The 23,543-nt window shown below is 67.8% G+C and carries 16 protein-coding genes, 1 tRNA gene and 1 pseudogene; 13 read left to right on the top strand and 5 right to left on the bottom strand.

Annotated elements, in window-relative coordinates:
* Positions 1-72: 72 nt before the first annotated feature.
* Positions 73-1,734 (bottom strand): dihydroxy-acid dehydratase, encoded by a 1,662-nt coding sequence (ilvD, locus tag HNQ52_RS14110; RefSeq protein ID WP_183961811.1) that lies wholly within the window; start codon positions 1,732-1,734, stop codon positions 73-75.
* A gap of 548 nt (positions 1,735-2,282) precedes the next feature.
* Between ilvD and HNQ52_RS14105 the strand changes: the two genes are divergently transcribed.
* The 8 genes from HNQ52_RS14105 (at position 2,283) to HNQ52_RS14075 (ending at position 14,182) form a co-directional block, all read left to right on the top strand.
* Positions 2,283-2,729: a DoxX family protein gene (locus tag HNQ52_RS14105; RefSeq protein ID WP_183961810.1), complete on the top strand. Its 447-nt coding sequence runs from the start codon at positions 2,283-2,285 to the stop codon at positions 2,727-2,729.
* 128 nt (positions 2,730-2,857) lie between these two features.
* Positions 2,858-4,669 carry an amidohydrolase gene (locus HNQ52_RS17265; RefSeq protein ID WP_246387850.1) on the top strand — a complete coding sequence of 604 codons (1,812 nt, stop codon included), beginning with the start codon at positions 2,858-2,860 and terminating at the stop codon, positions 4,667-4,669.
* Positions 4,670-4,673: 4 nt separating this feature from the next.
* Positions 4,674-6,299, top strand: a complete 1,626-nt coding sequence (locus tag HNQ52_RS14100; protein WP_343059374.1) for an MFS transporter — start codon at positions 4,674-4,676, stop codon at positions 6,297-6,299.
* Between the two features lie 92 nt (positions 6,300-6,391).
* Positions 6,392-7,087: a hydrolase gene (locus HNQ52_RS14095; protein WP_183961808.1), complete on the top strand. Its 696-nt coding sequence runs from the start codon at positions 6,392-6,394 to the stop codon at positions 7,085-7,087.
* Positions 7,088-7,161: 74 nt separating this feature from the next.
* The gene (locus HNQ52_RS14090) at positions 7,162-7,419 is read left to right on the top strand and encodes a DUF1427 family protein (RefSeq protein WP_183961807.1); all 258 of its coding nucleotides are present in this window, start codon (positions 7,162-7,164) and stop codon (positions 7,417-7,419) included.
* A 953-nt stretch (positions 7,420-8,372) separates the two neighbouring features.
* Positions 8,373-12,710 carry an RHS repeat domain-containing protein gene (locus HNQ52_RS14085; protein ID WP_425486504.1) on the top strand — a complete coding sequence of 1,446 codons (4,338 nt, stop codon included), beginning with the start codon at positions 8,373-8,375 and terminating at the stop codon, positions 12,708-12,710.
* Entirely contained in the window at positions 12,707-13,234 is a 528-nt protein-coding gene (locus tag HNQ52_RS14080) for an OmpA family protein (RefSeq protein ID WP_183961805.1), read from the top strand. Before HNQ52_RS14085 ends, HNQ52_RS14080 begins: the two co-directional genes overlap by 4 nt.
* A gap of 213 nt (positions 13,235-13,447) precedes the next feature.
* Positions 13,448-14,182: a hypothetical protein gene (locus tag HNQ52_RS14075; RefSeq protein ID WP_183961804.1), complete on the top strand. Its 735-nt coding sequence runs from the start codon at positions 13,448-13,450 to the stop codon at positions 14,180-14,182.
* Positions 14,183-14,476: 294 nt separating this feature from the next.
* Here the strand turns inward: HNQ52_RS14075 and HNQ52_RS14070 are convergent, their stop codons facing one another.
* The 4 genes and pseudogenes from HNQ52_RS14070 to HNQ52_RS14055 form a co-directional block, all read right to left on the bottom strand.
* Positions 14,477-15,856, bottom strand: coding sequence for an SdrD B-like domain-containing protein (locus HNQ52_RS14070; RefSeq protein ID WP_246387865.1), 1,380 nt, complete (start codon positions 15,854-15,856; stop codon positions 14,477-14,479).
* A 310-nt stretch (positions 15,857-16,166) separates the two neighbouring features.
* A pseudogene (locus HNQ52_RS17260) lies at positions 16,167-16,546 on the bottom strand (transposase); the annotation flags it as partial.
* Positions 16,536-17,852, bottom strand: a complete 1,317-nt coding sequence (locus HNQ52_RS17255; RefSeq protein ID WP_246387864.1) for an ATP-binding protein — start codon at positions 17,850-17,852, stop codon at positions 16,536-16,538. The pseudogene HNQ52_RS17260 and the gene HNQ52_RS17255, both read right to left, overlap by 11 nt.
* A gap of 1,754 nt (positions 17,853-19,606) precedes the next feature.
* On the bottom strand, positions 19,607-20,212 hold the full coding sequence (locus HNQ52_RS14055; RefSeq protein WP_343059375.1) for a response regulator transcription factor: 606 nt from the start codon (positions 20,210-20,212) through the stop codon (positions 19,607-19,609).
* A 213-nt stretch (positions 20,213-20,425) separates the two neighbouring features.
* Here HNQ52_RS14055 and HNQ52_RS14050 point away from each other — a divergent pair, with 213 nt between their 5' ends.
* The 5 genes from HNQ52_RS14050 to HNQ52_RS14030 all read left to right on the top strand — a co-directional run bounded on the left by HNQ52_RS14050 (position 20,426) and on the right by HNQ52_RS14030 (position 23,225).
* Entirely contained in the window at positions 20,426-20,995 is a 570-nt protein-coding gene (locus HNQ52_RS14050) for an AraC family transcriptional regulator (RefSeq protein WP_183961799.1), read from the top strand.
* Positions 20,996-21,097: 102 nt separating this feature from the next.
* Positions 21,098-21,673: a fasciclin domain-containing protein gene (locus HNQ52_RS14045; RefSeq protein ID WP_221282096.1), complete on the top strand. Its 576-nt coding sequence runs from the start codon at positions 21,098-21,100 to the stop codon at positions 21,671-21,673.
* 541 nt (positions 21,674-22,214) lie between these two features.
* Positions 22,215-22,290, top strand: a tRNA-Ile gene (locus HNQ52_RS14040).
* A 363-nt stretch (positions 22,291-22,653) separates the two neighbouring features.
* Positions 22,654-22,932, top strand: a complete 279-nt coding sequence (locus HNQ52_RS14035; protein ID WP_183961798.1) for a type II toxin-antitoxin system RelE/ParE family toxin — start codon at positions 22,654-22,656, stop codon at positions 22,930-22,932.
* Entirely contained in the window at positions 22,932-23,225 is a 294-nt protein-coding gene (locus HNQ52_RS14030; protein WP_183961797.1) for a HigA family addiction module antitoxin, read from the top strand. The genes HNQ52_RS14035 and HNQ52_RS14030 overlap by 1 nt, the downstream gene beginning before the upstream one ends.
* Positions 23,226-23,543: the final 318 nt, after the last annotated feature.

The raw sequence follows: 23,543 nt of genomic DNA, 5'->3' as shown, positions 1-23,543 counted from the left end.
GGGAAGGGCGCGGATCTGGAACGAGGTGGAGGAGAAGCGATGTGGATTTGCGCTGGCGCGATGCAGTGATGCTCAGAAGCGAGGCGGCGGGAACGCGGTCACCGCACCGGTCGATGCGGAGCTGACCTGCGCGGCGTATTTGGCAAGCGCGCCGGTGTAGACGCGTTCGTTGATCGCGGTCCATTCGGTGTCGCGTGACGCGAGATCGGCGTCGGTGGAGAGCGTGCGGTTCTCGACGTCGATGACGATGCGGTCGCCGTCGCGCAATTTGCCGATCGGGCCGCCCAGCGCGGCTTCCGGGCAGATGTGCCCGCACATGAAGCCGTAGGTGGCGCCGGAGAAGCGGCCGTCGGTGATCAGCGCGATCTCGCCGCCGAGACCCTGGCCCACGAGCGCCGCCGTCACCGCGAGCATCTCGCGCATGCCGGGGCCGCCGACCGGGCCTTCGCCGCGGATCACGACCACATCACCCGCCACGATCCTGCGCGCCTGCACCGCGGCGAAACACGCGTCCTCGCTGTCGAACACACGCGCCGTGCCTTCGAATCGCAGCTGCGCGTGGCCGGCGAGTTTCACCACGCAGCCGTCCGGCGCGATGTTGCCGTAGATTACGCCGTAGCCGCCGCGCGCTTTCACCGGGTTGTCGAGCGGGCGGATCACCTGCTGGCCTTCGCGCTCCTCGAACGTCGCGACTTCCTCGAACAGCGATTTTCCGCTGACCGTGGGTTCGTCGCTGAGCAGACCGGCGTCCTTCAGGCGCGCGCCGAGCAGGCGCGAACCGCCGGCGAGGTACATGTCCGGCGCCATGTAGCGGCCGCCGGGCTTGAGGTCGCCGATCACCGGCGTGCGTTCGCTGATCGCGTGGAACTCGTCGATGGAGAAATCGATGCCGGCCTCGCGCGCGATGGCGACGAGGTGCAGCACGGTGTTGGTCGAGCCTGCGGTCGCGGTGCACGCGACCGCCGCATTGCGCAGCGACGTCGCGGTGACGAACGAACGCGCGCTGGTGTTGCTGCGGAACAGCTCCATCACGCGTTCGCCGCAGGCGTAGGCCGCATCGGTCTTGCTCGGATCGACGGCGGGGATATCGTTGAGCCCCATCGGCGCGAGGCCGAGGAAGGTCGTCGCCAGCGCCATCGTGTTGGCGGTGAACTGGCCGCCGCAGGCGCCGGCGCCAGGGCAGGCCGAGGTTTCGATCGCGGTCAGTTCGGCATCGTCGATCTTGCCCGCGGCGTGTGCGCCGACGGCTTCGAACACTTCCTGGATCGTGATGTCGCGGTTCTTGTGGCAGCCGGGCAGGATGCTGCCGCCGTAGAGCATCAGGCCGGGCAGGTCGAGCCGCGCCAGCGCCATTGCGGCGGCGGGGATGGTCTTGTCGCAGCCGCACAGCACCACCACGCCGTCGAGGCAGTGGCCACGCACCGCCAGTTCGATCGAATCGGCGATCAGCTCGCGCGAGGCCAGCGACGCACGCATGCCCGCCGTGCCCATCGCGATGCCGTCGGTGACGGCGATGGTGTTGAACTCGATCGGCGTGCCGCCCGCGGCCAGGATGCCGCGCCGCACGTGCTGCGCCAGGTCACGCAGGTTGATGTTGCACGGCGACACATCCGACCAACTGTGCACCACCGCGATCAGCGGTTTCGCGATGGCCGCGGCGTCGAGCCCCGTCGCATGCAGCATGGCGCGTGCGGCGGCGCGGGACGGTCCGGTCTTGATGGCGTCGCTTTGCATGGAGTGTCTGGCGTCTGCTCGAGGTGGGATGGGGAAAACTGCGGATTCGGATTCACTTTTTCGGACCCCAGAAACTCGAAACCCCGCACGGGTTGCCCGGTGCGGGGTTTCGGTGGTCTGGGGGTGGTGCGTTGGATCAGTCCCAGGTCGCCGCTCCGCACGGATGTCCGGTAATAAGTACGAGCGGAAGTACGAGCGCGACGCGGCCGGCCAGCGCGGTGGCGCGGCAGGGCAGGGTGGCGGCGATGGCGCTGGACGGCTGCATGGGAGGTCGATGCTGTACCGCAGCAATACGGCGTGTCAAGCGTTTTCTCGGGCTGCGCCGATGGTGCCGAATCCGGCACGTGCAGCCGCAAAGCAGTGAATTCAGGTTCACCGCAGAGCGCCATCCACGTTGGCCGCCGACGCGAGATTACGCATCCGAACATCCGGACGACAACGTCAACGACCGGGGCGCGGTCGCCGTCCGCGCACGCCGATGCAATCCGTCGCGCCGGATGCACCGGCATGCTGCAGGCGCTGCCCTTCGCAGTTGCCGGGATCGCACGATGCACGCTGCCTCGCTTCCACTGCGCTTCGCCCCCGCTTCGCATTCGCTCGCGCTGCTGATCCTGCGCGTCGCCGCCGGCGGGTTTCTGCTGCCGCATGGATTCGGAAAGCTGTTCGGCTGGTTCGGCGGCCCCGGGCTCACCGGGTTTGCGGCCGAGCTGCAGCAGTTCGGGCTTCCCGCCGCCGCGCCGTTGCCGCTGCTGCTGGCGCTGGTGCAGGCCGGCGTCGGCGTGCTGCTGGTGCTCGGACTGTTCACGCGGCCGGCGGCAGCGCTCGGCGTGGCGTTTCTCGCCACCACCGTGCCGATCGCCCGCCCCGCCGGCTGGTTCTGGATGCACGGCGGCATGGAATATCCGGTGTTCTGGACCTGCATGCTGCTCGCCGTGGCGCTGATCGGGGCAGGCGCGTGGTCGATCGACGGCCGTCGCCAGGTGGCGCTGCGATGACCGCGCCCGACGAGACCCGTCGCCGCCTGTCGCAAGGCATCATTGCGGCCGGCGCTCTCGCGCTCGGCGGCTGCGCCCCGACCCGGCGCGGCTCGGGACCGCGCGACCATTCGACCAGGGACAGCCCGATGCCCGATCTGATCGTGCGCAACGCGCGCATCCACACGCTCGACCCCGCACGCCCGCGCGCCACGGCGCTGGCGGTGCGCGACGGACGCATCGCCGCCATCGGCAGCGACGCCGACGTGATGCCGCTGCAAGATCCCGCCACACGCGTCATCGATGCGCACGGCGCCTGCCTGATCCCCGGCCTCAACGACAGCCACACGCATCTCATCCGCGGCGGCCTCAACTACAATCTGGAGCTGCGCTGGGACGGCGTGCGGTCGCTGGCCGACGCGATGGCGATGCTGCGCGCGCAGGTCGCGATCACGCCGGCGCCGCAGTGGGTGCGCGTGGTCGGCGGCTTCACCGCGCACCAGTTCGACGAGAAGCGTCTGCCCACGCTCGACGAACTCAACGCCCTCGCACCCGACACGCCGGTCTTCCTGCTGCACCTGTACGACCGCGCGCTGCTCAATCGCGCCGCGCTGCGCGCCGTGGGCTACACCCGCGACACGCCCGATCCGCCCGGCGGCAGGATCGAACGCGACAAGGCCGGCAACCCGATCGGGCTGCTGCTGGCCAAACCGAACGCGCTGATCCTCTACGCCACGCTCGCCAAGGGCCCGCGCCTGCCGCCCGAGTACCAGCACAATTCCACGCGCCACTTCATGCGCGAGCTCAACCGCCTCGGCATCACCTCGGTGATCGACGCCGGCGGCGGCTTCCAGAACTATCCCGAGGATTACGCGATCATCGAGCAGCTGCATCGCGAGGATGCGCTGACCGTGCGCATCGCCTACAACCTGTTCACCCAGAACCCGGGCGGCGAACTCGAGGACTTTCGGCGCTGGACGACGCTGCTTTCGCCCGGCCAGGGCGACGCCATGCTGCGCCACAACGGCGCGGGCGAGATGCTGGTGTTCTCCGCAGCGGACTTCGAGCTGTTCAACGAACCCCGGCCGGATCTGCCGGCCTCGATGGAGGACGGCCTCGACGCCGTGGTGCGCTTCCTCGTGCAGCAGCGCTGGCCGTTCCGCATCCACGCGACCTACGACGAATCGATCGCACGCATCCTCGACGTGTACGAGCGGGTGAACCGCGAGGTGCCGTTCGACGGTCTGCACTGGATCGTCGACCATGCCGAAACCATCTCGCCGCGCAATATCGACCGGGTGCGCGCGCTCGGCGGCGGCATCGCGGTGCAGCACCGCATGGCCTTCCAGGGCGAGGCCTTCGTCGAACGTTACGGCGCGGCCGCCGCCGCGCACACGCCGCCGATCCGTCGCATGCTTAATGCCGGCGTGCCGGTCGGCGCCGGCACCGACGCCACGCGCGTGGCGAGCTACAACCCGTGGATCGCGCTGTACTGGCTGGTCAGCGGGCGCACGCTCGGCGGAACCGCGCTGTACGGCGACGACAATCGGCTCGAACGCGACGAAGCCCTGCGGCTGTGGACGCACGGCAGCGCGTGGTTCTCGAACGAGCAGGCGCGCAAGGGCGCGCTCGCGGTCGGGCAGTACGCCGACTTCGCGGTGCTGTCGGCGGATTTCTTCGCGGTGGACGAGGCCGACATTCCGGCCATCGAGAGCGAGCTCACCGTGGTCGGCGGGCGCATCGTGCACGGCGCCGGTCGGCACCGCGCACTGGCGCCGCTGCTGCCGGCGCCGATGCCGGACTGGTCGCCGGTGCGCCACGCCATCGCGCCGGCCGCGCGCGTCGCCGCCGCGCCGGCCTGCCGGGTGCACGCGCACACCCACGCCGCCGCGCACGACGTGCCCGGCGCCGCCGACGGCGCGTTCTGGGGCGCGCTCGGCTGCGCCTGCTTCGCGTTCTGAGCCGGTGAACGAATCGCAGCACGTCGCACCCGGCGCGTGGTCGCCGCTGGCCGTGCCGATGTTCCGCGCGATGTGGCTCGCCATTCTCGGCAGCAACATCGGCACCTGGATGCACGATGTCGCCGCCGCGTGGATGATGGCCGAAGCCACCGATTCGCCGCTGTGGGTGGCGGCGGTGCAGTCGGCGACCACGCTGCCGGTGGTGTTCCTCGCGCTGCTTGCGGGCGCCTTGGCCGACATCGTCGACCGCCGCCGCTATCTGCTGTGGACGCAGGCCTGGATGTGCGGCATCGCGGCGCTGCTGGCGGCGCTGGCATGGTCCGGGATGCTGCAACCCTGGTCGCTGCTCGCATTGACGTTTGCGCTGGGCTGCGGCGCCGCGATGGCGATGCCGGCGCAGGCCGCCACCACGTCCGAACTGGTGTCGCGCGACCTGCTGCCGCCGGCCGTGGCGCTGTCGTCGATCAGCATGAACATCGCGCGTTCGGTCGGTCCGGCACTCGGCGGCGTCGTCGTCGCGCAGGCCGGGCCCCCGTGGGCCTTTGCCTTTAACGCCGTCAGCTTCGCCGGCATGCTGGCCGTGCTGTGGGTCTGGAAACGGCCTCCGGACGCCGGCCGCCTGCCGCGCGAACACGTCGGCGACGCGCTGCGCGCGGGCCTGCGCTACGCCGCGCAGGCCACCGTGTTCCGCGCGGTGCTGGCCCGTGCCGCGAGTTTCTTTTTCTTCGCCAGCGCACTGCCCGCGCTGCTGCCGACGCTGGTGCGGCGCGACCTCGGCGGCGAGGCCGCCACCTATGGCGCGCTGCTCGGCTGCATCGGCGTCGGCGCGCTGGCCGGCGCGCTGCTGCTGCCGCGGCTGCGCGCGCGGATGGATCGCGACCGCATGGTGTTGTTCGCATGCCTGCTGCAGGCCGCGTGCATCGCGGCAACGGCGGCGCTGACGGACCCGACCCTGCTCGGCGCGGTGATGCTGCTCAACGGCGCGAGCTGGATCACGGTGCTGTCGTCGTTCCAGATCGCGGCGCAGACCTCGGTGCCGCAGTGGGTGCGCGCACGCGCGCTGTCGCTGTACATCGTGATCTTCGCGCTCGGCATGGGCGCGGGCAGCCTGGGCTGGGGCGCGCTCGCGCAGCATGCGAGCCTGCGGGTCGCGCTGCTGGCGGCGGCCGTCGCGACCGCGCTGGCGGCCGTGTGGGCACTGCGCTTCCGTCTGGCCGCGGTGGAGTCGCTCGATGTCGCGGCATCGGCGCACTGGCCGCAGCCGGTGGTGGCGGAAGAGCCGGAGGGCGAACGCGGGCCGGTGCTCGTGACCGTCGAATACCGCGTGGACGCGAGCGATCGGGACGCCTTCCTCGACCTCATGGCGCAGCTCGGCCGCAGCCGCCGGCGCGACGGTGCGGTCCAGTGGAACGTGCTGGAAGATGTTGCGTCGCCCGGCACGCATCTGGAGTACTTCGTCGTCGCCTCGTGGCTCGAACACCTGCGCCAGCACGATCGCGTGACCGGCGACGAGCGACGCCTGCAGGAGGGCATCCGTGCGCTGCAGGCCGCCGGACACGTGCCCGTGGTTCGGCATTTCGTGGGCGGTCCAGCCGTGGCGGCCGCGACGCGGGCGCACCGCGACATCTGACGCACGCAAATGCAATCGTGCCGGCGCGCGCACGCACACACTGTCGCGAGCCGGCGCCAGCGCCGCCCGCCGACCCATCCGAGGACACAGCGATGCCGCAACCGACCCGTCCCAAGCTCAGCGAAAAAGGCCTGCTCACGCCCGACAACTGCGTGGTGGCGATGATCGACCTGCAGCCGCAGATGCTGTTCGGCGTGAGCAATTTCGACCGCCAGAGCGTGATCAACAACAACCTGCTGCTGGCCAAGGCCGCGCAGGTGTTCGGCGTGCCGACCGTGCTGTCGTCGGTCGAAAGCAAGGCGTTCAGCGGCCACACCTGGCCGCAGATCCTCGCCGCACTGCCGGACAGTACGCCGATCGAGCGCAGCACGATGAACGCGTGGGACGATGCCAACTTCCTCGCCGCCATCGAACGCAGCGGCCGCCGCAAGATCGTGCTGTCGGGGCTGTGGACCGAAACCTGCGTCGCGCTGCCGACGGTGCAGGCACTGCACGACGGCTACGAGGTGTACGTGGTGGAGGACTGCTGCGGCGACGTCAGCGCGCTGGCGCACGACAACGCGATGCGGCGCGTGGTCCAGGCCGGCGCGGTGCCCGTGACCGCGTTGTCGGTGATGCTCGAATGGCAGCGCGACTGGGGCCACCGCGGCACCTACGACGCCGTGATGGACATCGTGAAGACCCACTGCGGCGCCTACGGCGTCGGCGTCGAATACGCCTACACGATGGTGCACGGCGCCGCCGCCACGCAGCTGCCGCCGTACCGGGTGCCGACCGCACACGACTGAGTGCCGTTGTGCCGGACGCCGCCGCGGGATGTCGCGGCGGCGCAAGTCCATGCCACGCACCGGAGCGCGCCACGATGAAACTCTACCTGCTGTCGTTCGCCGCCGGCCTGCTTGTCGGCGCCATCTACGGCCTCCTGCACGTGCGCTCGCCCGCGCCGCCGGTGGTGGCGCTCGTCGGCCTGCTCGGCATCCTGCTCGGCGAACAGGCCGTGCCGCTGGTCAAGCGCCTCGTCGCGCGCGAACCTGTCACGGTAACCTGGGTGAAGGAGCACTGCGGCGAGCACGTCTTCGGCGAGCTGCCGAGAGCCGGACCGCGAAACGACGTGGTCTGACGGTCCGCCCCCGCAATCGCGATCCGTCGCTTCCCACGCATTCCACTCTCTTCGACGCCTCGCATGCAGCGACGAACCACGTGTTGAGATGCGCCGCGCGACGGACGAACGTGCACATACGCGAAGTCGCATGCACACGGCGCACGCTGCCTTGCGACGACAACCGCCAGTCGGAGAATCCAGCCCGGCGGCATTGCACGCATTGAATCGCGATTGAATCCGCGCCTATCGTGCCCGTCCCGCATGGATGCGGGCCATTGCCGCCGGGGTCCTCGTGATGGAAGGACCGACCACCCATGTCTTGCAAGGAAGCACAGCCGTGCGCTTACGCACGTCGCCCCGATCGGCTGCTGGGCGCCTGCGTCTTGCTCGCCGCACTCGTCGCAGTGACGCCGGTCACGGCAGACGTATCGCCCTCGGCCATCGTCGACATCACCGACCTGACCGCGCCGCAGCCGGTGCCCAACGGCCTGCCGGACGTGGTCGCAGACGGCGCGCTGACCGCGGTCGACGCGGCGGTCAATCGCCTCAACGCCAGCCGCGCGATCGCCCCACTGGGCGACGATGCCTTCGGTGAATCGATCGACCCGCTCACCGGTAACCTGCGCTTCGTCCAGACCGACGTGCTGCTGCGCGGCAGCGGACCTGACATCGCGATCGTGCGCAGCCTGGATGTCGGCGCCAGTCGGTCGCCCTGGTGGCAGCGCGAACGCGGCTTCGGCGACTGGACGCTGGAACTGCCACGTTTGAGCACGCTCACGCCGCATCCGGCGCTGCAGGCGCCGTGGTCGGTGAGCGGCGGCAGCCCAGCCAAACGCTGTTCGGCGTTCGGACTTGCGCGCGATGTCGCGATCGAGGGCAGCAATTTCGCCGCATCCGAGTGGTGGCAAGGCGTGCAGCTGGTCCTGCCCGGACAGGGCGCGCAGGAGGTGCTGCGACGCGCTCCGGAGAACATGCTGCAGCCCTCGATGATCCTCGACGGTAATGCCCTCGCATTCCCGCTGGTGACCAACGCCCACTGGATGCTGTCGTGCCTGCCGGCCACCAGCAACGGTGCCGGCGGCGAAGGCTTCCTCGCAGTCTCGCCCGATGGCGGGAAATACTGGTTCGATCGACTGGTCACCGGTGGCTGGGACTGGTTCGCGCCGCCGTTCATGAGTGGGTCGGCGCTGTACCGCTACGAAGCGATGCTGCTGCCGAGCCGCATCGAGGACCGCCACGGCAATGCGCTGACGTTCACGTACGACGGCGCGCGACTGACCGGCATCCAGGCCAGCGACGGACGCGCGGTGAGCCTGTCATGGCAGTCGGTCAACGGCATTTCCTTCGTCACGGGCGTCACCGAACAGCCCGGCGACGCCAAGGCGCGCACGTGGACCTACGCTTACACCACGCCCGCTCTCGGCCGCACGCTCCGCAAAGTCACTCTGCCCGATGCCACTGCGTGGTCGTTCGATTTCAACGCGCTCACCAAATACTGCGCGTTCTGGTCGCCGGATCCGCAGCAGGAGCCGTACTGCGATTCCAACCCGGGCGCGTGGGGAAGCAACGTCGGCACCGCCACCGCGCCGTCGGGCCTGGTCGGCACGTTCACCGTTGCGGGCGTGCTGCGCTATCGCTGGCTGGAGCAGCAGCACCTCACCCCGCAATGCTTCCACGAGCACGACGGTATCGAGGAATACCAGTCGATCGCCACGCTCTCGCGCCGCTACACCGGCCCTGGCGTTGATTCCACGTGGACCTACGGCTACTGCGACGACTACAACGCCAGCTGCGCGCCAGACGTGCCGAGCGCATCCACGTTTCGCATCACGGCACCGGACGGATCCAAGACACGGCAGCTCGTCGGACATGCGTGGTGCTCCGCGACGCTGGGCGAGGTGCTGCGCACCGAGTTCGGCGCCACGTTCAACGGCAACACATTCGTCTCCGCTGCGCGTACGATCCGACCGCAGCTCGCATCGCCGAACGCCGGCCCGTTCCCGGCGCGCATCGGCACGGTGCCGCAAACCTATGCCAATCGCGCCCAGCTCGAACACCTGCGTCCGCTTCGGCAACGCGACATCGTGCAGGACGGCGTCACCTTCACCTGGAAGGCGGACAGCCTCGACGGCTTCGGCCGGCCGCGCACCGTCACGCGCAGCAGCACCCTCGGCGCCTCTACGACCCGCACCGAAACCATCACGTACCACGACAACTTCGCACGCTGGGTGCTAGGCCAGATCGCCGGTCTCAAGGAGGCGAACACCGCCGCGCCGATGCTGGCGCAGACCTTCGATGCCGCCACCGGCAACGTCCTCACCTCGTCGCGCTTCGGCGCGCTGCAGCACACGCTTTCGTACTACCCCAGTGGCCTCGTGCGGACCATCGCGGATGGCGCCGGCAACGTCACCACGCTGTCCAACTACAAACGTGGCATCCCGCAGACGGTGGTGCATCCGGACGGCACGTCGAGCAAGGTTGCAGTCGACAACGTCGGCCAGGTCACCGGCAGCACGGACGAACTGGGCCACACCACGGGTTATCTCCACGACGCGCTCGGCCGCCTGATCAAGACCACCTGGCCGAGCGGCGACAGCGTGGCCTGGAATGCCACCGAGCGCACGTTCGAGGCAGTGAACGTGGCCGAATACGGACTGCCCGCCGGTCACTGGCGCCTCACCGAACGCACCGGCAACGCACGCGCAATCACGTACTACGACGCCCTCTGGCGCCCGGTGCTCCAGCGCAGCTTCGACAACGCCGACGAGGCCGGCACCCGCCGCATGGTGCTGCGCCGCTACGACGGCAATCAGCGCGAGACGTTTGTCTCGTACCCGCAGCGCAGCATCGCATCGGTGTTGTCGACACCTGCCGGCGTCGCCACCACCTACGATGGCCTCGGCCGACCGCGCACGCACACGGCCACGAGTGAGCTCGGTCCGCTGACGACCACCATCGACTACCTCGCCGGCTTCAAGCGTCGCACCACCAACCCGCGCGGCATCCAGCGCACCGAAACCTTCCACGCCCTCGATAGCCCCGACACCGCCGCACTCGCCGGCCTGCAGGTGCCCGATGCCGTCACCGGCATCGCGCGCGACGTCTTCGGCAAACCACGCACCATGACCCGCTCGGGCCAGTGGAACGGCAACGCGCTCACCCTCACGCGCCGCTACGTCTACGACGCCCAGCAGCGCCTGTGCAAACGCATCGAACCCGAGTCGGGTGCCACGGTGCTCGACTACGATGCAGCCGGAAACATCGCCTGGCAGGCCACCGGCCAGAACCTGCCCAGCCATACCGACTGCCAGCGCGGCAGCGTGCCCGTGGCGCAGCGCAGCGCGTACAGCCACGACACACGCGGCCGGCTTCTCGCCGTCGACCACCCGTCGGACGCCGCCGATCTCGCCTTCAGCTACTTCGCCAACGGTCTGCTGCAGACCGCCGGCACGGCCGCCACCGCCAACGCCCCGGCCAGCCTCTGGACCTACGCCTACACCAAACGCGGACTGCCGCTCACCGAAACGCTCGCCTTCGACGGCAAAAACAGCGTCATCGCCCACGGCCACGACGCCAACGGCGCCCGCGCAAGCCTCACCTGGCCAAGCGGCCTTGCGCTCGCCTACGCACCGAACGCCCTCGGCGAACCCACCCGCGTCGGCACCTACGCCACCGGCGCCGGCTACCACCCCGGCGGTGCACTCGCCACCTGGACCTACGGCAACGGCGTCGTGCGCGAACACCTGCTCAACGCCCGCCAGCTGCCCGACCGCCTGCGCGACACCCGCAACGGCGTCGCCCTGCTCGACCACGGCTTCGACTACGACCCCAACGGCAACCTCGTCGCCCGCACCGACGGCGTCGGCGACGGCCTCGAATCGAGCGACCTCACCTACGACGATCTCGACCGGCTGCGCACCGCCGTGGTGCCGAACAAGTTCGGCCTCGAATCGTTCGAGTACGACCCGCTCGACAACATCCGCCGCGCCGTCGTCGGCCCACTCGACCTGCGCTACGACATCGATACGAACAACCGCCTGCAACGCATCACCCAGGCCGGCGACACCGTGCACGCCTACACCTGGAACGCGCGCGGCGCCCTCGCCACCCGCAGCCGCCCCGGCGAACCGGACCCGCACGGCCTCTTCCGCGACGGCTTCGAAACCGGCGGTGACCTCCTTCCCGCCACCGTGCAGACCCTCGTTTTCGACAGCGCCAATCGCCTCGCCCGCATCGACGGCCTCGAGCGCTACGCCTACGACGCCCACGGCCACCGCCTGCGCACCCGGCGCGACACCGGCACCGTGCGGCACGAAATCCGCGACCGCAGCGGCCGCCTGCTCTACACCGAAGACACGCGCGACCAGCAGCGCACCGACTACATCGCGCTCGGCACCACCCTCGTCGCCAAACGCACCCGCCCGCTCAACGGCAACACCGCCACCACCACCTACCTGCACGGCGACGCCCGCGGCACTCCCAGCGTCGAAAGCAACGCCGTCGGTCAGATGCTCCTGCGCACCCGCCTCACCTCGTACGGCGCCCCCTACGACGGCCTCTGGCGCGATGGCCCGGGCTTCACCGGCCACACCGCGGACGCAGCATCGCAACTGGTCTACATGCAGCAACGCTACTTCGACCCGCTCGCGCTGCGCTTCCTCAGCCCCGACCCGGTCGCGCCGACGCCGGAAAGCTTCAATCGCTATTGGTATGCCAACAACAACCCCTACAAATTCCTTGATCCAGATGGACGCTGGGCTTGCACGGGAGTGCATTGTGCGACATTCGAAGCATCCCTTAGGCTCGCATCGCAGGCATCGGCGAGCGACCAACTTTCTTCATCGCAACAGACCCAGCTTAGACGGGCAGTTGACTTCTACGGGGCAAAAGGTGATCAGCAGATAAAGGTCACCTTCGCTAATCTCGGCGGAGAACTTGCGCAGAATCTTACCGATGAATCTGGTCGTGGAGAAATAAGGTTCGATGTTGAGGGCATCGCCCAGAGAAACCCAGGTCAAGCAGGCGTACAGAACGGGCTTGCGATGAGGCTTCTTCACGAGGCCGACCATGGCGCACAAATCGTCAAAGATGGATTTCCCACATCCAAAGAAGAGCGCTTGAATCGCGAACATTCCGCATACCGCGCCGAAGGCTACTATCAAAAGGCAATGAATTTTTTGCAGAACAGCAACAACATATGGGCGCCGTGGCATCCGGGCGATGGCATAGATCAGGGAAGAGTCGATGCACGCGCCCAATTCTCGGTCATGAACTCGTGTTCGCATTCAAACGAGTGGAGTTGCAAATGAAAAACCTGCCTGCAATCTTAGTAATCCCACTTGTGCTTGGAATAACCCTGTGCGCATCCTGCGCCAATCATCCGACTATTGGCGAAAGACCATCGCTCGATCATGCAGAGAATTTCGATGCGGGTGGATATAGCTCGGAGCCAGGCGATTTCGTTGGCGTGACATTCAAGAGTGCCGAGCCATCTGGCGGCCAGCAATTGGTTACCGCCTTGTCGGAGCCGGCTGAAACTGCTCTCTCCGCCCTGCGTTATGATCTAAAGCTGCTCGAACAATTCCCCAAAAACATTGCAGTTCGGGTCGTCGGATTCACCGATACAGCTGAGTGCTCAGGACGCGCATGCATAGATTTATCCGAGGTTCGTGCGAGAGCAGTGCACGATTGGTTGATCAGCAATGGGATTTCAGCGGCGAGACTGGAAAAACCCCACGGATTTGGCGCGGCGCGGCCCGTTGGTGACAATACGAGCGAGGAAGGTCGGGCAAGAAACCGGCGCGCCTATATCAGCTACGGACCGATCCCTTGATCTTTTCTGGCAGTTAGTTGCGCAAACGGGTCAGATTCACTCGCTAGCGCCGGTAGGTGGGCGTGACCCCGTTTTCGGAAGGACATCGACCCGACTGCCTCCAGTTCGATACTGCCTGAAGATCAATTCCCCAATTTTCCATGCCAAACCTGCGAAGTCAACGCGCCCTGCGGCATTTGGCTGAAAAATCCAGAAAGGTGCGAAATGATGCGAATGAGATTGCTGGTTTTACTGGCGATAGTTCCGACCGCCGTAGCGCAGCCTTTGTCAAAGAACGAGCTTGAGACGCTGCCGCTGGAGGAGCTTTCGGGTCGACTCCTGGGTGAGGTAGGTGCTTTCGCAATCGGTGTCGATCGGTCCAATTTCCCGTATGAGATCAGATTTTTCAGCCGTGCCTATGCGCCCCCCAGCCAATATGGCCTTTGCGAGTCCGATTGGATTACATTGCGACTTGATTTTTCTCCGGGCCGCGGGACCAGTGTTGAATCCATCAAGACGCAGCCGCGATTCGGTGCGGTCGACTCCATCTACCATTTTCCTGCCAGGATATCTGAAGAGAGGAATCGGCGTGTGTGCTCGGAGTTGACCGATGTCAGCCAATTCTTTCCGGCTCCGGACTGGGGCTCTGCACGACAAGTCCTGTACTATCTAGACTACGTCAAGGGTGTCGGAATTTTCAAGGGGAAATTGCACTCGTTTGAATGCACGGGCGCCTGCAGCGGTATTGATGCGCAGTCATACATAAAAACCATTGATCCTGCCAACATCACCGCAGTCGAGGCCATTGACTGCCCTGGTGACTTGCGCCGCGGCAGCTGCTATCGAATCACATTGACCGGCTCGCCTCCGGGTTTGTTTCCGAGAGAGCTGCGCGTCTACGGAAAAGGATACGGAAACAATACGGAAGTTTCTCATGTCGCTCTTTGGGTGGGTGTTACTTTTTTTTAGGAGACCTGCATCCTCGTTACCGTAGCGACGGAAGCGGGATCAGGTTCGCTTACCGTCGCTTGCAAGTGGACCTCACCCGTTTTCGAAGCTAACCCCAGTTTCCGCCTCGCAGCACCTAGCGATTCAGGGCTTGCACGCGCTGGCGCGCATGCCGTCGGAACGAGCGCACAAGCAGCGGCTCGATCAGCCATGCAAGCCAAGCGGGATCGGCAACGACGTGGTACTTGAACGACACGCGTGAATGCGTGTCGCCGGCTGGCTCGAACAGCCAGGTGCCCGCGAAGCGCGCAATGCTCACTCGAAGCCGTTCGCGAACACGCGGTTGCCGGCGATGCCCGCGTCGACCGTCGTGTCGAACGCGCCCGGCACGCCGACGGCGAGCGGGTCGGTGAAGCCGAAATACGTGCCGGACGCATGGATGTCGCTGTCGATCGCGTCGCCGGCCTGATCGCGCGGGCTGAAGGAATAGCGCGGTCCGGGTAGCAGCACGCGCACACGGTAACTGTCCGGTCCGGGCGCGAGCAGGGTGTAGTTGCCGGCGGCATCGGTGAAGGTGGCATCGATCAGGTCGTTGCGCTCCGCGTTCCACAGTTGCACCTGCACGCCGCCGATGCCCGGTTCGCCGTCCTGCACGCCGTCGCCGTCAACATCGTCCCACACGCGGTCGCCGATCGGCTGGAACGGCACCAGGCCCGCGTCGATCGAGGTGATCGAGACCACCGAAGTGCCGAACGCGTAAATGTCGGTGAAGCCGAAGTCCGTGCCCGTGGGATTGATGTCGCTGTCCCGGGTGTCGTCGGCGCCCTCGTCCTTTGGCGAAAACCGCACGGTATCGAACAGTGGCTGCAGCACCCGCACGCAATAGTTGCCCGGGCCCGGGGCCGTGAGCGTGTATCTGCCGTTGCTGTTGGTGATCGCAGTGTCGAGCAGGCTGGTCTTGGTGCTGTTCCACAACTGCACCGACACGTTGGCGAGGCCCGGCTCGCCGAAATCCTGCGCGCCGTCCGCGTCGAGGTCTTGCCAGACGGAGTTTCCGACGGTGATCGGTTCGGGGATGAAGATGCCGGCGTCGATCGTGTTGATCGAAGTCACGTTCGACGCGAAGGTGTAGATGTCGGTGAAGCCGAGGTGGGTGCCGCTGGGATTGATATCGCTGTCGGTCAGGTCGCTGCCGCCCTGGTCCTTCGGCGCGAACCCGGCGCCCGGATCGGACGGCAACAGCACGCGCACGCGGTGCTCGCCCGGGCCCGGCGCGATTAGCGTGTAGCCCCCGCTGGCATTGGTGATCGCGACGTCGAGCAGCGCTGTCTTGGCGCCGTTCCATAGCTGCACGGTGACGCCGGCCATGCCGGATTCGCTGGCATCCTGGAGCCCATCGCCGTCGCGGTCGCGCCACACGAAATTGCCGACATCGATGGGAGCCGCGATCGCGGGGGCCGCGGCAGAAAGGAGCAGCGCGAGGCATGTCGCGCTTGCGACACCTGCACCGCGCGCGTGCAACAGAGGATGCGCGCGGCTGTGCGGACGGGATGCGCCATGGCTGCCGCTCCAGGATGAACTTGCGCGGACTTTGCGCGCGCGGGGCGAAGGGGTCAACGCTTTTCGAAATCCGGGGCCGTCTTCTGATTCCTGCAGCTGCCGGCGGATCGTCTGAGGGATGGACCGAACCCGCATGTCGCCGGCTCCCATGCCTGGCGATACCCTCGAGCTCCCTAAAACGCGAAGACCACCAGCACCCGGGAGACGTCGATAAGCCTCTATGCCGCGATCAAACTGTATTCCAGCAACAGGCTTCATCTGTCCGCGCGAGCTGCATGGGTGCGTGATCTGTCTTCGTCGCGGCTGCTGGTGCACCAGGTCGTACAACTGATGCTGAGCATCGAATCAATGTTCGTGCGTCGCACCGGACGCACGGCCTCGGTTGGAGTCGTTCGCGTGCTCGACGCGTCCATTCCGAGCATCGCCGGCCATGGAAGGCCATACCGAAACCAAACTGCTGCTTCACCACCCGGAACGGGTGCTCCAAGAGCGCGCGCAGGCTCGCCTTCGTGTGTCCCCGGCGCTCGGCACGTTTGCGATCAAGCTTGTTCCTGATCGCCTTCACTGTCGAGTGCTTCTCCGCGATCAGCAAGCGCGCCTTCACCGCCTCCATCTGCGCGCGCTCCTCCACGCCCGCGTAGCCGCTGCGCCCGTTCACCGTGTCGTTGCCGCCGTGCAGTAGCGCGTGCACCTGCGCCGCGCCCGCTGCCGTGCATTCGGCGTGATGTACCAGGCCCGAACCCTCATCCACGCCAGTGTGCCCTTCATCACGACGTGCCACTGCTTGCCCTTCTTCGTCTGGTGCATCTCGGGGTCACGTTCGCCGCAGCCGACGCCGCAACGCCTGCCACCACGATCCCGATCCCGCATCGGCAAACGCCAGCGCGCGCGGCATGCGCAGCAGCACGTCGGTGCCGACGCCCGGTTTGCTCAGCACCTCGACGCTCGCGCCGACGCGCTGCGCGCGTTCGCGCATGCCGGGCAGGCCCCAGTGGCCGGGCTTGCGTCCGGCGCCGAGAACGTCGGCATCGATGCCGCGGCCGTCGTCGCGCACGCTCACGCGCAGCTCGCTGCGGGCATAGCTGATCTCGACCTCCACCAGCCGCGCGTCGGCATGCTGGAACGCGTTGAAGATCGCTTCGCGCACGATGCAGTAGATCTCCTCGCGCACCAGCGGTGTGAGCGGTTCGGCGCGCCCGACCACGGCGACGCGGAAGCGGGTGGGGCTGTCGGCTTCCAGGTCCTGTCCGAGGCGCAGCAGCGCCGCGCGCAGGTCGGAGGTTTCGCCGTCGGCGGCGCGCAGTTCGCGCACGCGGTCGCGGCCCTCCACGAGCACGCCTTCGGCACGGTCGAGCGCGCGTTCCATCGTTTCGCGCAGCGGATCGTCCGCCGGCAGGCGGTCGGCCACGCCCTGGAAACGCAGGATGAGTCCCTGGAAGCCCTGCAGCAGCGTGTCGTGCAGTTCGCGTGCGATGCGCTCGCGTTCGTCGTGGCGTTCCTGCATGCGCGCGCGCATGGCGGCGGCGAGCGTCGCCATGCGGCGGCGATGGAACAGCCGCAACAGCACGATCACCGCCAGCGCGCATAGCAGCGCGAACCACGTGCTCTGGTAGAAATGCGGCGCCACCGACAGCGCCAGCGTGGCGCCGGTGTCGTTCCAGACGCCGTCGTTATTGGCCGCCTGCACGCGGAACACGTACTCGCCCGGGCCGGGGTTGGTGTAGAACGCGCGGCGGCGGTCGCCGACGTCCTGCCAGGCGGTGTCGATGCCGTCGAGCCGGTAGCGGAAGCGCACGCGTTCCGGCACGGAGAGGCTGAGCGCGGTGTAGTCGATTTCCAGCCGCGCGGTGTCGGCCGGCAGCCGCAGCGCGCGCGGATCGTGCCGGTGGCCGTCGGCGAACACGGCGCGGATGGCCACCGGCGGCGGCAGTGGGTTGCGCAGGATCGTGCGCGGGTCGATCCACACCACGCCGCTGGTGGTGGCGAACCACAGCCGCCCGTCGCTGCCCTGGACCGCCGTCGGCAGTGGCCGGTACTGCGCCGGCGTGCCCGGCAAGCCGTCGAGGAAATCGAAGCGCTCGCGCAGCGACGGCGCCGGCACCGGCTGCGCGCGGCGCGCCGCGTCGAGCATGCGCGCAACGTCGCGCGCGACGATGCGCACCACGCCGCGCGCGCCGTTGAGCCAGAGTTCGCCGTCCGTTTCCACGATGCCGGACACGCCGCGCAGCGGATCGTCGTCGGCCGTGGGCACGGCATGGATCCGGGTGCCGTCGTGGAACGCGAGGCCGCGCTCGCCGCCGATCCACAGCACCTGCGCGCCTCGGGCGAGCGCGCTGACGTTGCCGACGGCCAGCCCATCCTCCGCGTCGAACGGCGTCGCGTCCGTGCCGCGCATCCGCACCAAGCGGTTGCGCGCGAAGCCGAGCCACATCGCACCGTCGCGGTCGGCGAGCAGGGTCAGCGGCGAGGAGCCGGTGGGAAAGGCCGGAACGTTGCGCAGATGGGTCCATGCGTCGTCGCGCCACTGGAACACGCCGGGCTGGTTGAGCGACACCCACACCGTGCCGTCGACGGCCCGGGCCATCGCCTGCACGCCGGAATAGCGCACCTGCGACGGCAGTGGCGCCAGCGGCACGATGCCGTCGCGCAGCTGCCACAGACCGTCGGGCCCACCGAACAGCAGCGTGCCGCCGTCCGTGCGCAGCGCGGCGCTGATGCCCACCGGCGCGCTGCCCATGTGCACCGCATTATCCTGCAGCTGCATCAGCGGGCGGTTCTTCGTGCCCACCCACAGGCTGCCGCCATCGCCGGCGGCGATCGCGAAGTCGTAGGCACCGTCCGGCACCGTGGCCTGCACCACGTTGCTGCGGCGGAAGCGGTCGAGTCCGCGACTGGTGCCGAACCACAGATTGCCCTCGCGGTCTTCCAGCGCCGGCCACAGGTAGTCGGACGTGAGCCCGTCGTTTTCGCGGAAGCGCTGCACGGCGGGTGCGCCCGCACGTTCCGGATGCGCGATGCGGTGGATGCCTTCGCCCAGGCTCGTTGCCCAGAGACTGCCGTGGCGGTCGAACAGCAGTCCGGCGGACGGCGTAGACAGCTGCGGGCGGTCGACCACCACGCTGCCGTCGCGCCACACCGCGCGCACGCCGCCGTCGGCCTCGGCGATCCAGATCGCGCCGTCCGGCGCCTGCGCGATCTGGCTGATGCGGCCGACATCCACGTCCAGCCGCACGAAGGCGCGCGCGCCGGCGGGCCGGTAGGCGAGCGCCGCGTCGGTGGCCACCCACAACCTGTCGTCGCGATCGACGAACACGCTGCGCGCCTGCCGGCCCGGCAGCGCCCAGCTCGCGTCGAGGGCGTACCAGCGTTGGCCGTCGAAGCGCGCCAGGCCCTGGAACGTCGCCGCCCACACCGTGCCGTCGCCGTCCTGCGCGAAGCCGTAGACCGATCCGGTCGGCACGCCATCGTCGCGGTCGAAATGCCGCACCGCATCGGGCCCGACGAAACTCACCACGCCGTAACGCAGGCCCACCCACACGCCGCCGGTGCGCGGCGCGAACAGCGCCGCGACGCTGTCGGTGGGAAACGCGTCCTCGCCGTCCGGCGCAATGCGCTCGAACGTGACGCCGTCGAAACGGAACAGCCCGGTCTGCGTCGCGAGCCAGAGAAATCCGCCCGTGTCCTGCGCCAGTGCGGTGATCTGTCCCGGTGCGCCCTGCCGCACCGTCCACGCGGTGTGGTGGTACTGGTGGATGGCGAGACTGCGGTAAGCCTCGGACACGTCCGTGCGCGCGGGCTCCGCGGCCGCAGTGCCCGCCGCCGCGGCAAGCAACGTCGCGGCCGCCGCCAGCGCGCGCGCGGTGCGCGCAATCACATGTCCAGGGATCACGCGTCGAGGATGCCGCGCCGCAGCGCGATCGTCACCGCGTGCGTGCGATCGCGCGCATGCAGCTTGGCCAGCACGTTCTTCATGTGCGCCTTCACCGTGTCTTCGGCAATGCCGAGCGCCTGCCCGATCTCGCGGTTCGAATTGCCGCCACCGGCGAGGCGCAGCACGTCGATCTCGCGCAACGACAGCGTTTCGTCGGTCACGTGCTCGGCCATCGCCATCGCGATGTCGGCCGGAATCACGCGGCGCCCGGCGTGCAGGCTGCGCACGGTATCCGCCAGCTCGCGCCGCAGCATGCTCTTGAGCAGGTAACCGGCTGCGCCGGCCTTGATCGCACGCAACGCCTGCGCGTCGCCGCGGTAGGTGGTGAGCACGGCGATGCGCGCGTCGGGAAACTCGCGACGCAGCGCGGCAATGGCTTCGATCCCGCCCATGCCGGGCATCTGCAGATCCATCAGCGTGACGTCCGGACGCAGCGCGCGGAACTGCGCGATGGCATCGATGCCGTTGGCCGCCTCGCCGACGAGCTGCATGTCCGCCTGCCCCTGCAGCACGGCGGCGATGCCTTCGCGCAGCAGCGGATGGTCGTCGACGACGAGGATGCGGATGGCGGCGTCTGCGGTCACGGCGCGAAGTCTGGCACGGACGCGCGGCAACGCAACGTGTTCGCGCCGCGTGGCGGCGGGCGGCAAACTGCGCTCACCCGTCCGGGTGCATCGGCACCGCCGCGTTCCGGGGTGGCGCAGACCTCCGCAGGCGCGGAGCCTAGCCGGCCTGGACGTCGCAGCACCGCACACCGGCACGAGGACACGACCATGGCAGACGGCGGGCACGTCACCGATGCGATCGCCTGCCCCGGCGCGCCCGCGCCGGGCCACGCGTTGCCGCCGGCGTCACTTCCGGGCGTGCCCGCATCGGCCGCGACGCCGCACGGGCGCGGCCTGCCGCCGCGCGCGCTGCAGCGCGCGCTGGCCTACATCGACGCGCACCTGGGCGACACCTTCACGCTCGACGATCTGGCCCGCACGGTGGCGATCAGCCGCTTCCACTTCGCGCGGCTGTTCCGGCAGAGCACCGGGTTCAGCCCGATGGCCTACCTGCTGCACGCACGCGTGGAGCGCGCCTGCACGCTGCTGCGTCGCCAGCGCGTGGGCATCGCCGATGCGGCCGCGTTGCTCGGATTCTTCGACCAGAGCCACTTCACCCGCACCTTCCGCCGCATCACGGGAACCACGCCACGCGCCTACGCCGTGGCGATGGCGCCCGCGCCCAACGTGCGCAACAGCAGGCAACGCGTCGCGGTTTCTACGCAACAAACGCACACGGCGGACGCAGCCGAACGCGCGCGGCAGGTCGCGACACAGTCGCCGCTGACGAATGGATGAACGATTGCGACGGATCGACGCGATGCGACGCATCCGCCGCGAACCCCGACGCGTAACTCCAGTGTCTCCGCAAACGCGGAGCCAACCCACTGGAGGTACACCATGCATCCGATCCGCAATCGTCTCGTCCTCGCACTCGCCGCCGCGTCGTTCGCGTTTGCCGCCACACCGCTGATGGCCGCGGGCATGGCCGACGGCAAAACCCCCACGGCCGGCGGCGCAGCCCTGTCGGCAAGCAAGAACATCGTCGAGAACGCATCCGCGTCGAGCGACCACACCACGCTGGTGGCGGCGGTGAAGGCCGCGGGCCTGGTCGACACGCTGTCCGGCGCAGGTCCGTTCACCGTGTTCGCACCCACCAACGCCGCGTTCGACGCGCTGCCCGCCGGCACCGTGGACACGCTGCTCAAGCCCGAAAGCAAGGACACCCTGACGTCCGTGCTGACCTACCACGTCGTCGCCGGCAACATGATGGCGGCCGATCTCGCCGCCGCCGCCGAGAAGAACGGCGGCGTCGCGACCCTGACCACCGTCCAGGGCGGCACGCTCACCGTCAGCGGCATGGACGGCACGTGGTACGTGACCGATGCCAAGGGCAACAAGGCGACGATCACCGCGGCCGACATGAAACAGTCCAACGGCGTCATCCACGTCATCGACACGGTCCTGATGCCGTAAGCACCACGCGCGACGGCGGCCTCCGCCGTCGCGCAACCGGCACGGTGTGCGTCGTCGTCGCGGAAGACTCCGGTTTCTTCCCGAAAGCGCCGCTTGCGGTCTACCCGAAATACGTCGCCTCCGTGGCGTGGTGCAGACCAAAGTGACGCAAGTCGGGTAGCGTTGCCGACCAACCGGTCACAGTCCTCGCGCCGCGGGTATGGCAAGGACCAAAACGCAACAAGATCGGGGTGCAGCAAAGCGCGATCCATCCCCACAGGCGGTCGGCTTCTGCAACGGGCATGCCGCCGACCTCCCTCGCCCCAGTTGGTGCGCCTCGCCGAAGACATGCTTCCGGCACTGGCTCCCGCTTCATGCAGGAGCCCATGATCTGTTCTTCCGAGTACCACTTCTTCATTTCCAACCTCCGGTCATTTGCGCGGGTTGGACTCCAAGCGTCGTACAGCTCAGGATTGGGGGTCGGCCCGGATCACAGCCGAATCGGCACGGCGTCGCCTGCCGCACCCCCACCCGCCACGCTAAACTGCGCCTCCCGCGCGCCGGGCCTATAGCTCAACGGTTAGAGCAGAGGACTCATAATCCTTTGGTTCAAGGTTCGAATCCTTGTGGGCCCACCATCGTCAGGGGCTTAAACCGTCCCGCCTGTGGATGCAAGCAAAGTGTAGCCGCTGTGGCCCGTTGCCTCCAGGCACGGGCCTTCCAAGTATCGAAATGCTTGGAATCGAATCATGAAATCGCGACCGATTCGCTCGCTCGCTCTGCTCTGCGTTGTCGAACCAGTTGGTCACGAAAGGCTCCGGTCAGTCAGGATGTGTTCCCTATCGTGTCGCCAGGTGCTCTTGTCCAGCCCCGTCCGCCGCTCCATCGAGCAGGTGCACTCGCTGCGGTTTCCGTTGGGACTGATCACCGGATCCGGCCCAGTCTGATCGCGACGCTTGTGCTCATCGTTGCGTGATGCGCAACATGATACACTTCCACGCATGATCAAGTCGTTCCGGCACAAAGGCCTTCGCCGGCTCTTCGAGACGGGCAGCACTTCGGGAGTCCAAGCCAGCCACGCCAAACGACTGCGAATGCAGCTGGCTGCCCTCGATACAGCTCACAGCATCGAGGACATGGACATCGCCGGCTTTCGTCTGCATCCACTGAAATGCGAGATGCGAGGGCGCTGGTCGATTACGGTCAATGGCAACTGGCGCGTGACGTTCGAGTTCCGGGATGGGAACGCCTACGTCCTGGACTACGAGGACTACCACTGATGGCCATGCACAACCCTCCCCACCCGGGGGAGTTCATCACCGACGTCTACCTGGAACCCAACGGCATCAGCGGCCGCGAACTGGCGGAAAAGCTCGATGTGGCGGCTTCCACGCTCAGCCGGGTCCTGAAGGGAAGCAGCCGCGTCACGCCCGAGATGGCGCTGCGCCTGTCGAAGGCGATCGGTCGATCGCCAGAGAGCTGGCTGGCGATGCAGGACGCGCATGATCTCTGGGTAGCGCGTCAGCACGTCAACCTTCAACGGGTAGCCAAGTTGAAGCTTGCAGCGGCCTGACCGGCAAGGCATCGCAGGCCGTTTTGACCCATCGATCGCCGAGTAAAGCCAAGGTCCGAAGCGAGTCTACAGCGGAAGTGTTCAGCACCAGTGCGCTGATCAACGCTTGCCGGAACAGCGATCAGCGACCACCAGCACCTGAACTCGCCCGACCGCGAGAGGCGCTAGCCCCGGCGACGGTGCGCCGACCTGCGGGTTTCGGTCTAGAGAGAGTCTAGATTGAAGAAGGAGCGACGTATGAAGTCGCCGTTTTCATCAACTGCTGCGGTCGCCTCTGCAGGGAGTTTTGAGCTTTTCGGCTTGGTGATGCCGTTCTGT

The organism is Chiayiivirga flava (assembly GCF_014202825.1).
GTDB classification, from domain to species: domain Bacteria; phylum Pseudomonadota; class Gammaproteobacteria; order Xanthomonadales; family Xanthomonadaceae; genus Chiayiivirga; species Chiayiivirga flava.
Note: the sequence above shows the minus strand (reverse complement) of the source record. Positions and strands in the feature narration are given on the sequence as shown.